Below are 13,684 nucleotides of genomic sequence, written 5' to 3' on the forward strand. Positions count from 1 at the left end.
CGAATGCCAGCCCTAGCGATGATGTGCTGAATGTCGCGGAGACTTAGCGTCGCTCCACGGAGCCGTTGCTCAGTGGGCTCGCGATTTCACTCGCGGTCGGGCAAGGTGAACAAGGCGCGATGTACCAGGTCTCACGTTGGTGCCAGTCGGGTGATCGGCGGGCCGGCTCCGGGGGCCGAGTGGCGTCGTCCAGTGCTGTGGTGCTCGAGCCAGGGCACAAGCGCGGCCGTCCGGTCGGCGTTGGTGGTGAGGAAGACCTGCAGGTAGGCCCATTCGGTCTGCAGGATGCGGTCGACGCGCTCAACCTAGCCGTTCTGCCAGGGGCAGTGCGGCTTGATGAACTTCTACCGGCTCGCGTGCGCAGCGCAAGCCTCGCGCCGCGAGAACCTGTAGGCCCAGGCGCGGTCGTGTGCCTTCCAGCCACCGCCGTCGGGGATCTTACCGAGCTTCTTCACGTCCATGTGGACCAGCTCGCCGGGCCGATCCCGCTCATAGCGGACCGCGGTGGTCTTCGATGGGCGGATCACCTCCCGATGATCGGGCCCAGCGCACGCAACAGCGGACGTCATGGCGGGACAGGATGCGCGAGACCGCCCGAGCGGAAACGCCGAGCCGGACAGCGATCTTATCCCGCCCGACGCGCTCCGTCTGACGCAGGTCGAGACTGCTTCCTCGATCTCGGCGCTCGTGCGCGTCCGACTGGTGTGCGGTCGCGAGGACCGGCCGGCCAGGCTGGCCTCTCACTTTCCGTGCGGTAGCGCGTGAGCCACACTTCACACAGGTGCGCGAGATCGCCGCGGCGACATGCGCATGCTTCCAGCCGGTGCGGGCACGTTCGATGATCAACCGCCTGCCATAAACGGTCACACGGGCGCCAGCGTCGGCCATGGAACCTCCGTGTGCTCCACGAAGACGTCAGATATCCCGACTTGAGCCCGGACGTCCTCTCCGTTCACAACCTCAACGACGGAACCAACCTCATGGCGGTACAGCTAGAGCGGCTTCCCCCGCCGCCCGAGACTCTTCCGCACGAGCGACGCGAGTGCCTTCAACTCGACTCGCGTCCGCCGGGACGAGAGGTATGAAGCTGCCAAGGCAACGCATGAGGCCGCCGCTCCCAGCAGCAACGTCGGAAAAGCCTCCCAGGGAGACAACCAGCAGGTCGCGTACGCCGCGAGCCCGCTCGGTACCCCCACACAACCGACAATGCGGGTTGCCCGCGCCATGAGCGGCACGGTAGGTACACCCGTGTGCTTCCCTGCCCAAAGCATTGAGAATACCCAGAACGCTGCGTATCCGATCACACTTCCGGCCGCCACCCCGACTACCCCCCACGGGATCCCCAGTGCTATCAGAAGGATTATCACGGGCTGACCGATGAGATTGCTCATTAGCAACGACCTGGCAGATCCCTTTGCGACCTGCAACCAGTTCGCGATCTGTTGGATCGAACGAAATACCGAGCTTAGAGCGAGGATCGCAAACAACGGTGCCGCGCCCGACCAGCCCGGCCCCAATAGAACCTCGATAAGCGGCTCAGACAAGCCCGCAGCGATACACAATCCCGTCGCAGTGAGGTAGCAAGCAACGAGTTGTGCGGATCTTAATCCGCGCATTAGCCGCTCCGGCTCGTCGACCACGCGCGCCAGGACCGGCAACGCGACCTTAGTCATCGGGGCATTGATCTGATTGATCGGAACCACCGAGAGCTGGAACGCGCGGTTATAGAGTCCGAGCGGAGATGCACCCCACAGACGACCGATGATGACCGTGTCCACATTTCGTGTTGCGTAGCTCAGAAGCTGGGTGAAGGCGAAACTCACACCAAAGGAGAGAAGGTCCCGCATCCCCGGCGCACGCCTCGGCAGGCCAGGTCTCCAGCGTGCGAGGATCGCGCTGCAGAGCAGGTCAGTCGCAGGAAGCGCCAACTGGAGCACGACAAGCGCCGCGAGCGAGTACCCTGCCAAAGCGACAGGTACAGCCAACAGGAGCGCCACGATCGATGGAAGCACATCGCACATTGCGAGCGCTCTGAAACGGAGATCGCGGCTGATAGCCACACGGAACTGCGTCGTGGCGCCGCTCATCACGTAGGCCAACGATACCCACTGCACAAGCGTAACGAGTTCCGTCTCACCGTAGAACGCCGCGATCGGCCACGACAGTGCGAATATGATCCCGGCGAGAACGACGCCGGACGCTGTGTTCAGCCAGAATAAATTCGTCCGTTGCTGCGCCGACAGGTCCACCCTACGAAGTGCAGCGGTCGACAAGCCGAAGTCGCGCAAAATGCCTGCGATACCAGTGAACGCAGTAGCCATCGCGACGAGACCATAAGACTCGGGGGCGATCAACCGCGCCAGGATGAATACCTGGAGCATCTGAATGATGATGCGCGCGGCCTGGGCCAACATGGTGACCGCGCCCCCGCGCGCCGCCGAGCCTGACAGGCCGCTAGACGACATCGGAAAGGCGGTTCCTGTCGCTCTCGCGGATCTCCCTCGTCAGCCCGCGGTCGTCGCAAACCTCATGCGCGGGTCTCATCGACCCGTCCGGCGCGACGTATCGGGCCTCAGCGTCCAGCAGGAAGCCCGTGCGCGCGTGCACTGTGCCTCGGATGAGACCGATCAACGACAGCACATCGTCCGAAGTAGCCGATGACGCGTTGTTGATGAAGTTTGCATGAATCGGGGAAACTTGCGCGCCGCCAAGGACCATGCCCTTGAACCCAGCTTCCTCAATCACCTTTCCAGGAGGTCCTACTGTCGCGTACATTGCAGGATTCGACAAGAATGTCGAACCACAATTTGGTTCGTCTTGAGGGAAACGTTGCGCCCTCGACTCGACGATCTCGTCCATCTCCTGGTTGATCGACACAGAATCACCGTGTTCGAGCTCGAGTTCCACCCCAACTACGACGCCTCGACGGCCCTGCAGACTCGAGTGTCGGTAAGAGAAGTCGCACTGCTCACGAGTGTACGAGAGGACCTCACCTGTCTCACTGACATACTGGACTGACGCAACGTGACTTCCGATTCCCTTACGCTGGCTACCGCCATTCATCAGAACCAGCCCGCCCATCGTCCCCGGAATTCCGACGATGTGCTCAATCCCGGCCAGCCCATGAGCCGCAGAGGTCCGTGCGACATGCGGCACGCGCGTGCCTGACGCAACCGACATTCTGCTCCCAGAGACCTCGATCCCCGAGAGTCGGTCGCCCACACGCACAAGGACACCTCTCAGTCCTGAGGAGTCGAAAAGCAGGTTCGACGTCTCACCCACCACGCAGTAAGGCACGCCCTCATTCGAAAGGAAAGCCAGAAGAGCCGCTACATGCTCAACGGAATCCGGCTCAACCATTGCGTCCGCCATGCCACCGATCCGCCAGCGAGTAAGTCGACCGAGATCGACACCGCTAGTGACGTTACCCACGGACAACTCTGCGAGACGCCTAACCAACGGCCCGTCTGCCTTAATCGGCGACATGTTCACCTGCCCTCTCCGCACCGCCCACTAGGAAAACGCCTCCTAAGCGTCGACGAGCAAAGATCAGTAGCCCCACTGTGCGTGAGCACCCAATGAACGAAGCTTCTCCGCAAACCCCACATAACCTCGCGCGATCTGCCAAGCATCGGTCACGGTTGTCTCTCCCTCGGCCATCAGCCCGCACAGAGCGAACGACGCTCCCGCGCGCAGGTCGAGCGCCCGAACTTCTGCTCCCTGGAGCTGACCGCCAGAACCGCTGATGCGAAGCATGTCGCCGTCGACCACGCTCTCAACGCCCATCTTGGACAACTCGCCCGCATAGTCGTAGCGACCGCGGAATCGCAGGTCCACGATGCGAGATTCGCCACGGGCTTTAGCGGCCCAAGCAGCAAGGATCGGTTGGACGTCGGAGTTGATTCCGGGGTGCGGTCCGGTGCTGATCTCAAACGGATAGCATTTCTCACCCCGAACAATGAGCGAATTCTCTCCGCGGTAGAGCGTTGCTCCCGATGACTCGAGGTGCATAAGTGCCGCTTGCAAGTCACCGTAAGGGAAGTCTTCAATCTCAATCTCGCCACCCGACACACCTGCCGCGACGAGCCACGTTATCGCCTCCATGTTGTCCGGAATGACTCGGTGCCGAACCGACGACAGCTCTTCAACGCCCTCGACCTCGATGTGCTCCTGTCCGTGCACCTTAATTCTCGCGCCGGCGGAATTAAGCATGGAGACAAGATCGATGATCTCCGGGCGAATATGGGGATTCCAGATGCGGGTCGTCCCCTTCGCGAGGGTTGCGGCCAAGATCGCGTTCTCAGTCGCTCCTGTCGAACGCAGACGCAGATGAATATCAGCACCAATGAGTCCACCCGCGGGCGCCTCAGCGTGAAGATAGCTCGCGTCGTCCCAAACACGCGCACCCAACGCCTCGAGTACGTGAACATGGAGGTCGTACTTGCGCTCCCCCAAGCGACAACCGCCTGGCAAGGGGACGCTCCCAGCACCAGTGCGCGCCGTCAGCGCGCCAAGGATCAGCAAGGTGTTACGAATTGACCGACCATCCCACACAAGGTTCGAACTGGGCAGGCCCGCCTTCTCCGTTATCCGTACATGACTGTCAGACAACAACTCCACGGTCTTGCCCAAAGCGCCCAGCATGCCAACATGAATCTTGGCGTCAAGCAACTCTGATGGGTAGTTCGTAAGTTCAACATCATCAGCGGTAAGCAACGATGCGGCGAGCAACCGCAGCGCGGAGTTCTTAGCGCCATCGACCCGAACTGTGCCTTCGAGTCGAGATGCCGTCACCGACAGAGTCTTTGGCTCTGCTTCCATATTCTCTTTTCCTCGCCTCAGAGTCTTTCCGTTCCGACGCGCACGACGCGCGCCGGTGCACCCACGGCCGTGGAGAAGTCGGGGATATCGGAGGTTACTACCGAATTAGCCCCAATGACACACTGTCGACCAATTTTCACCGCCCCTACAACGACGGCCCCCGCAAAGATCGTCGTTCCTTCTCCCACCTCAGGGTAGTTTCCCGCTTTCCAATCCCCGCGACGAGCGCCACCCAAGGTGACGTTCTGATAAAGCGTCACGTTCTCACCGAGCTTGACGCCTTCGCCGATCACGATCGACGTTGGGTGGGGCATACGAGTCGTGGCGGGAACCTGCGCACGAGAAGACAAATACACACCGTACTTCACGCTCAATCGTGACGCGAGTATCCACGCTGACCTCTGACGGCCCTTCGAGCGCAGCCGGGCGATCACACGAACGTACTGTGCGACTCGGAAATACGCCCCACCCAGCAAGAAGTTCTTCACTGCACCTAATCGCACGTTAACCTCGATCAAAGTTCTTTACTGGGCGACATTTGCACCCGCTGAGCGGCAGACTGAGTCGGTGCACAATCAGTCGGCAAGTTCGACGAGGGCGCGGTCGCTGACGCGAGGAACCGCCTCACTGGCGAGGTGCGCGAACGCGGAGTCCTTGCGATACTGCCGATACCATTCGACAAATGCTCCGACACCCTCGTCGACGCTCGTCGTCAGTTCGTACCCAGTCAACGCTTTCAGCAACGATGCGTCCGCGCGCGTAGAAACTACGTCCCCGGTTGCATCGGCAAGAAGTTCTTCTTCGCCGGCTGCCCAAGGTGACGCTCGATCGCCTCAATGTATTCGAGCAACGGGACCTCGCGTCCGCCCGCAATGTTGACCACGCGCCACGGCGCGACGGGCGAAAGCGAATCAACCGCGCCCGGAGCCACCACAGGCTCGCCAACCACAGGCGCTTTGAGCGACAACATCTCGATAGCAGCGACAAGGTCATCGACAAAGGTGAAATCACGACTCATCTCGCCATTGCCATACACATCGATAGCCTCACCAGCTTCGATTCGCTCGACAAACTTGAACAACGCCATGTCCGGCCGGCCCCACGGCCCATACACGGTGAAGAAACGGAAGCAGGTCGTCGGAATATCGAACAAGTGCGCGTAGGCGTGGCTCATCGCCTCCGTAGCCTTCTTCGTCGCCGCATAGAGCGACATGGGGAAGTGGCTCCCATCGCTCTCAGCAAATGGAAGCTTCTGGTTGCCCCCGTACACAGACGACGTCGATGCGAGCATCAGATGGGCAGGCTTAAGCTCTCGAGCAAGTTCGAGGATGTTAAACGTGCCGACCAGGTTGGCGTCCACGTAAGCGAGAGGCGCCTCAAGGCTGTAGCGAACTCCTGCTTGCGCCGCAAGATGGATGATCACATCTGGCACTCGATCTTCAAGAGAAGCCTCCAGCGCCATTTTGTCTTCAAGCATGCCCTCGGTCCAAGAGAAGCGCCCTTGCTCCTCGAGGATCCGCACGCGCGCCTTCTTCAAGGACGGATCGTAGTACGGCGTCATCCCATCGAAGCCATGCACCTCGTGCCCGTCTTCGAGCAACCGGTTCGCCAGATGAAAGCCCACGAATCCCGCGACACCCGTAATAAAAAACCGCACCAATATCCTCGCAATCTATGTGCCGACAGTCGTCGGCCTAGCCCGCGCGGCTTCCGCGAAGATTCGAGCGGGCCACCTTATCATACAGGAGCTCCAGCTGCGCAGTCTGACGTTGGATGTCGAACGCCGAAATCGCCGTCTCTCTCGCACGCGCCCCGCAACGCGCGGCTTCAGCCTCATCATCGACCAAAGCGCTGATCGCCGAGGCAAGCGCGACCACGTCACGCTCATCGACGAGCCTGCCGTTGACGCCATCGACGACCGCTTCAGGGATGCCGCTGTGTCGAGTCGCTACAACTGGAACACCTAGTGCCAGCGCCTCGATGATCACGGTAGGCAGACCTTCGATGTCGCCGTCCCGAGTCGTCTTCGAAGGGGCAGCAAGCACTCGACTTGCGGCTATCGTCTCAAGAACTGCCTGCGGCCGGATCATTCCCAGGAAGCGGATCTGAGCCGAAAGGGTACGCGCACGCTCTACGAGCATGGATTTCAGCGGCCCGTCGCCAACAATGGCCACCCTAATCCCGGGAGAATCGATAATCGCCAAAGCCTCAAGAAGATCGTCGATGCCCTTCTTCTCGACGAGCCTTCCCACGAATACAATGTCCCATTCCTTCCGAGTGCTTCGGTCCTCGGGAATGGGCGTGCCGGTGTAAAGCCGCACTGTCCGTTCTGCTTTGGCGCCCGCCGTCAGCGCGTGCCGTGTGATGTAGTCGGACACCGTGACCACAAGGTCCGCGTGCGAAAGCGCGTACTTCACGCGCCGTCTCATGATCAGCCTTTTCAGAACAGACCCCTGGTTCAACGCGGCCGTGACGTCTCGGGCATGAACCGTGACAACGAGCGGCACCCCTGCCGCTCGAGCTGCTTTAACCACAAGCCACGCATCTGTCGCAAAGTGCGCGTGAACTACCTCAGCACGGGACTGCTGGATGAAGCTACTCAAACGGTGGCTTCGCCCTGTAAGCGAATGGAGGCGGCTGTGAAGCTTCGTGCGCGGCTCGATGATCACGTCAGTATGACGCGACACAGGCGAATCCGTCCGACGGAGCCCCATCAACGTGGGTTGCCAATTCTCCAGGGCATCTGCCTGATTCCGGACGAATGTTTCCGACGCCGGGAGCAAGTTGCTCCTGAAAACCACCACCTTACGCATCAACGACCTCCAACCTTGCGCTTGATTCGACGCCCGGCCGCGACGAAAACCCTCAGAACTTGACCAAGCATTGGAAGACGATAGGCCGTGAAAAATCCCACTAGAAAAACTCGATGCCGTAAAGACATAACGTTCTCGCGCGCGAGCTCCACCGCCTCGTCTGGTTTCCCGCTCCAACCAAGCACGCGAACGTGCTCAATGTACTTTTTCTGTACCTGAGGATGATTGAGAGAGACAACCGATTCGACACCTCTTTCCCGGACAAGCTCAAGCTTCCGCTCCTGATCAGCCTCCGTCAAATGCGAAAGCTCTCGCGCGAGCACCGGGAATCGGACTTGGCGAGCGAACTTCTTGGGATTGCTCGTTACGCCGTCGTTCCGAATGTAGCGCTCGTACAGCACTTCAGGAACCGTCGCGAACTCAGCGAGTCTGCGCATACGAATCCATAGATCGAGGTCTTGAACATATGTGAACTCGGGGCGGTAGCCGCCCACTCGATCATAGAGAGAGCGTCGGAACATGACCTCGCCATGCGTGAAGAAGTTTCTCTGCATGAGGTCATCAAGTGACGCCGAATCTGCATTTGGCCGCACCTCCTCATGTCGGCCACTTGAGATGTTGTAGTTGTTATACCAGCACCCGACAACTCCAACTTCCGGACGAGCTTCAAGTAATTCGACCTGGCGTGCAATCCGCTCGGGCCTGGAAGAATCGCCAGACCCCTGGATCGCAATGTATTGGCCACGCGCGAGACCGATGGCGTCCGTTAGGCCGCGGACGAAACCCACATTCGCCTCGTGCAACAAGATTCTCAGGCGTGCATCCTGTCTTCGAGCTGCGTACTCCGCTAGCGCCTCCGCAGTACCGTCCGTTGAAGCGTCATCGAAAACGATCAGCTCCAGGTTCGAAAAACTCTGCCCGAGAATCGAATCAAGGGTAACGTCCAGCACATCTCGTCGGTTGTAATATCCGACGATCACGGAAACATCGGGGCAGGCATTCATCTCGTACGCCCCTGGCCGAGAACCCGTTTGATTCCGGCAGCGACGGCCTCAGCAGACCTGTCGATTGTGAGCTTCGAGGCATTGTTTACAAGGTGGTCCGAGTAGGTAGATCGCAACTGAACATCAGTGTGCAAATCTCTAAGAGCGCTTCGCCACCTACTGATGTCTGAGACAGGAAGCACGAAGCGCCGCCTCATCTCTTCATCGGTTACGAGATGCTCCGCCACGCCAAACGCGTCACTAATGACGATCGGTACCCCACTCATCGCCGCCTCCAGTGCGCTTCTACCGAACGCCTCCCGAAATGATGTGCCGACGTAGACAAACGCCTCCGCCCATAGCTCCTCTGGACGGGACCACCCAACGATGTCAACATTCGCCGGCGCGCCCGCACGGAGTTGCTGCTCGAGTTCACCCGAGCCGTACATTTTAGCGGGGAATCCCTGCCCTTCCACCGCCTGCAAGAAGAGACGGGGGTTCTTGTCGTGGTGAAACCGCGCAGCCCAAACCGCGCTTCCAGGAGGTTCATCACCCCACACTGTCCGCTCAATAGGCCGGATACCGGCGGGAACGATAGTCGTACCTCTCCGCCATTCCAGTTGGTCGGAAAGGACGCGGGTGGTCGCCCACACCGCTCGCGCTCGTTTCAGAGCGAGCCGTTCCAGACCTCTCCAAACACTCCGTTTAGCAAAGGAACTTTCGCCGGACGCGGGCCAAGGGAGCCCTCTAACGTAGGCAATCCATGGGACTCGCATGGTCGCGAGCGCCATGTCGGACTGCGGGATGAGACTGACCACGAGGTCTGCGGTCGCCACCAACGAGTGTGAGCGCAGAACTGATCGAAGCCGAACAATTCCCTCCACGCCGCCCGGGTTAAGCGAGAACTCGTCAATCCATTGAGGATCATCCACCGGGCGTTCGCCCGACGCTGATTCGGACACGCCGAGCAGCAATCGCCAATCGTGCCCCTGGCTGCGTCCTGCCGCGACCAGCTCGCGCGCAGACCGATAAACCCCAGTCCGGGCCGTAAGCGGAGCCGCTACGAATGCTACTTTCATTGTTCCCCAATCGCCGCCGCGCGCTTGAAGACATCACCGTGCGCCGCGCAGATCTCGGAATCTGTCGGCAAACGTTCGTCTTCTATCGCCCCGCGCGAGAGCTCGTTTCTCTGGTCCGCGTCGAGCACGAGTTCCCGCAAAGCTGTCGCTAACGATGCAACGTCTCGCGGCGGCACGACGAGACCGTTCCTCCGATGAACTACCCACTCGAGGGGACCTCCCTCGGCGGCGACGATCGTCGCGCGCGCACGCGCGAGATACTGCAGAACGTTCTGCCCGAGCGGCTCGGGTCTTGTTGAGTACTGCACGCAGACGTCCAATGCATCCACCGCAGCCTGCACGTCGGAGCGGAAGCCAGCAAATGTAACACGCTCGACACCGAGGTCGGCCGCCAACTGACGAAGCTTCTTCTCATAGTCCTGATGACCAAAAGCAGCGTCGCCAATGAATACCAGTTCGGCTTGCTCTTCCACGTTCGCTCTGGCAAATGCTTCGAGCAGTTCGGCCTGACCCTTCCACGGGTCTAGGCGCGCAACCATGCCCACCCTCACTCGTCCGGGCGGCGCTAGCGGGACCTCACGAGCACGTGCGACGCCAACCGGGCTCGGGATGACCTCAACGATCTGCCCGCTCCGAACATACCGCCGCACGGTTTCAGCGGTTGCGTCAGAATTCGCGATAAATGCAGTCGCTCGAGGAAGAACAATCCTCTTGAACGCGACGAATCCGAACTTGCCAATCGCTTCCGGCTCGATCCGATCTCGCAGGTGAACAACCAGGGGCTTCCTTGAGGTGAAGCATGCTATCGCACTGTAAACAGCAGCACGAGTCGAGTTTGCATGCACGACATCGGAACGCCGAAACTCCCGATTGACCCGGAGTCGCGCAGCTTGCTTGACCAACTTCCAGGCAAAACTGAGGGCAGCATTCAATCCAGCGCCCGAGGCTCCCGGCGGTTGCTTTGCACCCGATTCCGCAACTGTGGTGTCTTCTCGGAGGTTCGAGAAGACACCCCGCTCGCCTCGGGGCAAGACCACCGATGCCGACCAGTCGCGGGCAGGGTCATTAAGCACTTTGAGTAGTGCAAGCTCGGCACCGCCACGTTCGGCAGTATGCGCTACGTGGGTGACGCGGAGCTGCTCTCTATTACTGCGCTTCATTTCTGCCTCTTCTTAACCTTAGGCGCCTACTGGTGCTCTCATCGGCTCCCCAGCGTGTATTCACCCGTCGGCGAAGCCGTCGGCGCACGAAGGGATCGGATCTCATCAGGAATGAATGAAACCAAAGATCCAATCGCATCACGGGCGCGCCAAGGTTGATCACGCGAGTTCCTTCGCTCTCGCGCAAACTCGTTGTACCCGACTCCAAGAAGACCGAGTATGAGCCAAAAAGCCGGCGCAGAGATGTCCGGCTTTGCAACGAGCATTGCAATCACTTGCGCCAAAAATGCCCAGACCAGCGGTTGACGGCCCGGATCACGCATCCCCACTAGCGCATATCCGCCGATCCCACGCAAGAACAGGATAATGCCGATAACACCTACGGACGAAAGAAGCAGGAAGAAGAGACTGGAGGGGCGATCACTCCCAAGACCGACCCCTAGTCCAAACGAGTCCAGCATCACGCTCCACGAGTTGGCATTGCTCGCGTTGCGTTTCTCAAACGACTCCGATCCCAGCTTGTCGATGACGAGATCGATAGTGTATCTCGCGATAAACTGCCACGCCACCAGAATCAGCCCGAGAAGTGCCAAGCAGACCGCGAAGAATATTAGTCGACCGCGCTTCCCCTGTCCGATGAATACCTGCACGGCGACGTAAACAAACGCGATCAGCATGGTGGAGCCGAGAGAAAGTAGGGCTGTACCCGTGTAGGACTCGGCATAGATGTAGATGGCCGCCACCAGCAACACGCCATAAAAAACTCGCCGCCCCCAACTGCTCGCTACGCTTGAACTGACCAGGTAAGCGATGCTCATCCCAATGAACATTCCGAGAAGAGACGGCTCGGCGAACGGTCCACGTTCTCGCGCACCATCGAATATCCAGTGGTAGTAGTAGCTAGGATTTGAATCGAACCAAGCTTGCGGCCAGTACTGCAAGAAGAAGTGCTTGAAAAGAGTGAGCGCGATACCAGTGACGATAGCGGCCTCTAGGATGCGGCGGGACGGCGGACGCTCGAGAATAATGTACGCAACGAGTCCGACGCCGACGAGCAGGTACGCGGCTTGCGCGAAGTTGGACGATGTATATGTCAGTGCGGTGAAGTTGCCGATTTGGGAATCAAGACCGCCACGAGGCGTTATGACCGGCGTCCCCGCGAACAGAGCTGGTCCAACTATAGTTATGAATAGGCCGTACGCTGCGAAGGCCAAAATCGCGACCGTTGCACCCGAAAGCTCGACTTGTCCAGCCCGGCGGGCGCGGCGCGGACCATTGCCTCCAGCGCGATGAAGGAGCAGGTAGAACAGCCGCCCCACCGCCACGACCGCAGTTGCCCAAAAGGGACTAACGCCATTCTCGCCGACGACGAACATCGCTGTGTGAGAGAACGGCACAGCAACGCTGAGTATCCAAATGAGTTGTTTCGGGTTCAGGACGAGAGTGGCTACGATGGCTGCCCCGAAGAGCATGCCGATCGGGGTGAGCTCGATCAGCATCGCACGCCCCGCTTCTCGCCGGCGCGTTCACTCCGCGCTCCTCCAAGTGTGACAACCATGATGACTCGATGCTATGACAGCGTGGTTTGACGTACTGTCAGGCAACCCGAGCGGTGCTCGTGACTGGACGCGAGAGCGCGTGCGCACGGGGGCCACGGTCACGTGCTCGCGACGAGCTCGCTCTCGCCCACGACTTTCGGACACTGCGGCGGTGCTTCTAAGGTCTGGCGGCCGCGCGTAACCCATCTTTGACGAAGGCAGCTATGCCGTCCTCAAAGTGTTGGTAGTCGAAGTCCCGCGCTCGGGCGGTGCAGGCACGCGAGTCGGTACCCAGTGCTCGCTCGACGGCCGCTCGCACCTCGGAGTGGGAGTTCCACTCACGAACGTGTGTCCCTGTCACTCCCTCGAGTACCGATTCCGCAGCACCTCCAACAGCGTTCGCGATTACAGGCGTCCCTGACGCCATTGCCTCAACAGGAACGATGCCGAAATCTTCGATCGAGGCGAACACGAGTGCCTGAGCCCTGCGCAGAAGGGCCTTGAGCAGTTGGAACGACGGGTGGTGCACGAACGAGACCTTGCCGGGGTGCACGGTTTCCGCGACCGCACGTAGTCGCTCTTCGTCGGGGCCGCGCCCGGCGAGGACGACGGGCAGACCCGACGCTTTTCCGGCCTGGATCGCAGCATCAAGTCGCTTGTACGGTACGAAACGTGAGACACCGAGCAGAAACTCCGAGGGGAGCGCGTCGAGCGCGTCCTGCTCATTGGCAGTGAGTTCGGGCTCCGCCGCGAATTCGGCGACGGCGACGGGCGGGTATATGACCGTGGCCTCCCGCTCCCACGTGTCCGCGATGCGTTCTGCGATGAACTGACTGTTCGCGGCGATAGCCACGGGCTCCTGGGCGCGCTTCCGATCGAGCGGCTTAAGCAACCCGGACAAGGCGCGCGCCATCGGTCCATCTCCTCGACCGTCGAGCTCGGGGACCCAGATGTAACGCGCTGGCGTGTGCGTGTAAACGAACTTCGGGATGTGCGCCGACGCGCCCCGGAACCGAGCATGATGGGCGAACAAGTGGCTGCTCACAAGCATCCACTCAGCCTCGATCTCGGGGAGATTACGCCAGGCGAACGGCATGAACGGCAGCGCAAGAGCCTTTCGGCCGCGAAGAGGCGTCCGAGCGAGGACAGTCTCATTCACATGCTCACCGAACCGACCCTCGCTGGCGTCCCAGAGGCTCCACAACTCCGCATCGGGAAACGTCTCCCTGAGTGCCTCGACAACGTTCTCGGCACCGCCAGATCGCTCGAGCCACTCGTGCACGATTACGC

Annotated in this window: 11 protein-coding genes and 1 pseudogene; all 12 read right to left on the reverse strand. The window is 60.3% G+C overall.

Translation table 11 applies throughout. The features are described 5' to 3' along the window. Positions 1–131 precede the first annotated feature (131 nt). The 12 genes and pseudogenes from GC092_RS12540 to GC092_RS12590 all read right to left on the reverse strand — a co-directional run bounded on the left by GC092_RS12540 (position 132) and on the right by GC092_RS12590 (position 13,676). Positions 132–888: pseudogene (locus GC092_RS12540) on the reverse strand (integrase core domain-containing protein). 104 nt (positions 889–992) lie between these two features. Further along, entirely contained in the window at positions 993–2,465 is a 1,473-nt protein-coding gene (locus tag GC092_RS12545) for a lipopolysaccharide biosynthesis protein (protein WP_324012300.1), read from the reverse strand. After that, positions 2,455–3,486: a UDP-N-acetylmuramate dehydrogenase gene (gene murB / locus GC092_RS12550; protein WP_324014911.1), complete on the reverse strand. Its 1,032-nt coding sequence runs from the start codon at positions 3,484–3,486 to the stop codon at positions 2,455–2,457. The genes GC092_RS12545 and murB overlap by 11 nt, the downstream gene beginning before the upstream one ends. A gap of 63 nt (positions 3,487–3,549) precedes the next feature. Next, positions 3,550–4,821, reverse strand: a complete 1,272-nt coding sequence (locus GC092_RS12555; protein WP_324012302.1) for a UDP-N-acetylglucosamine 1-carboxyvinyltransferase — start codon at positions 4,819–4,821, stop codon at positions 3,550–3,552. Positions 4,822–4,838: 17 nt separating this feature from the next. Continuing rightward, on the reverse strand, positions 4,839–5,189 hold the full coding sequence (locus tag GC092_RS12560) for a serine O-acetyltransferase (protein ID WP_324014913.1): 351 nt from the start codon (positions 5,187–5,189) through the stop codon (positions 4,839–4,841). 398 nt (positions 5,190–5,587) lie between these two features. Continuing rightward, on the reverse strand, positions 5,588–6,445 hold the full coding sequence (locus GC092_RS12565) for an NAD-dependent epimerase/dehydratase family protein (protein WP_324012304.1): 858 nt from the start codon (positions 6,443–6,445) through the stop codon (positions 5,588–5,590). A 70-nt stretch (positions 6,446–6,515) separates the two neighbouring features. Then, entirely contained in the window at positions 6,516–7,634 is a 1,119-nt protein-coding gene (locus GC092_RS12570; RefSeq protein ID WP_324014915.1) for a glycosyltransferase, read from the reverse strand. Beyond that, positions 7,634–8,614, reverse strand: a complete 981-nt coding sequence (locus tag GC092_RS12575) for a glycosyltransferase (protein ID WP_324012306.1) — start codon at positions 8,612–8,614, stop codon at positions 7,634–7,636. The genes GC092_RS12570 and GC092_RS12575 overlap by 1 nt, the downstream gene beginning before the upstream one ends. 20 nt (positions 8,615–8,634) lie before the next feature. Continuing rightward, a complete protein-coding gene (locus tag GC092_RS16140; protein ID WP_416383274.1) occupies positions 8,635–9,696 on the reverse strand; it encodes a glycosyltransferase family 4 protein in 1,062 nt (353 codons plus the stop codon). Beyond that, positions 9,693–10,856, reverse strand: a complete 1,164-nt coding sequence (locus GC092_RS12580; RefSeq protein ID WP_324012308.1) for a glycosyltransferase family 4 protein — start codon at positions 10,854–10,856, stop codon at positions 9,693–9,695. The genes GC092_RS16140 and GC092_RS12580 overlap by 4 nt, the downstream gene beginning before the upstream one ends. 38 nt (positions 10,857–10,894) lie before the next feature. Continuing rightward, positions 10,895–12,355, reverse strand: coding sequence for an O-antigen ligase family protein (locus GC092_RS12585; protein WP_324012310.1), 1,461 nt, complete (start codon positions 12,353–12,355; stop codon positions 10,895–10,897). A 217-nt stretch (positions 12,356–12,572) separates the two neighbouring features. Beyond that, a complete protein-coding gene (locus GC092_RS12590) occupies positions 12,573–13,676 on the reverse strand; it encodes a glycosyltransferase (protein WP_324012311.1) in 1,104 nt (367 codons plus the stop codon). Positions 13,677–13,684: the final 8 nt, after the last annotated feature.

Origin of the sequence: Microbacterium sp. JZ37, assembly GCF_035188445.1 — a bacterium.
Taxonomy (GTDB): domain Bacteria; phylum Actinomycetota; class Actinomycetes; order Actinomycetales; family Microbacteriaceae; genus Microbacterium; species Microbacterium barkeri.

Coding starts and splice junctions, on each gene's coding strand:
- GC092_RS12545 (WP_324012300.1), bottom strand. CDS start 2,465: ATGTCGTCTAGCGGCCTGTCAGGCTCGGCGGCGCGCGGGGGCGCGGTC.
- murB (WP_324014911.1), bottom strand. CDS start 3,486: ATGTCGCCGATTAAGGCAGACGGGCCGTTGGTTAGGCGTCTCGCAGAG.
- GC092_RS12555 (WP_324012302.1), bottom strand. CDS start 4,821: ATGGAAGCAGAGCCAAAGACTCTGTCGGTGACGGCATCTCGACTCGAA.
- GC092_RS12570 (WP_324014915.1), bottom strand. CDS start 7,634: ATGCGTAAGGTGGTGGTTTTCAGGAGCAACTTGCTCCCGGCGTCGGAA.
- GC092_RS16140 (WP_416383274.1), bottom strand. CDS start 9,696: ATGAAAGTAGCATTCGTAGCGGCTCCGCTTACGGCCCGGACTGGGGTT.
- GC092_RS12580 (WP_324012308.1), bottom strand. CDS start 10,856: ATGAAGCGCAGTAATAGAGAGCAGCTCCGCGTCACCCACGTAGCGCAT.
- GC092_RS12585 (WP_324012310.1), bottom strand. CDS start 12,355: ATGCTGATCGAGCTCACCCCGATCGGCATGCTCTTCGGGGCAGCCATC.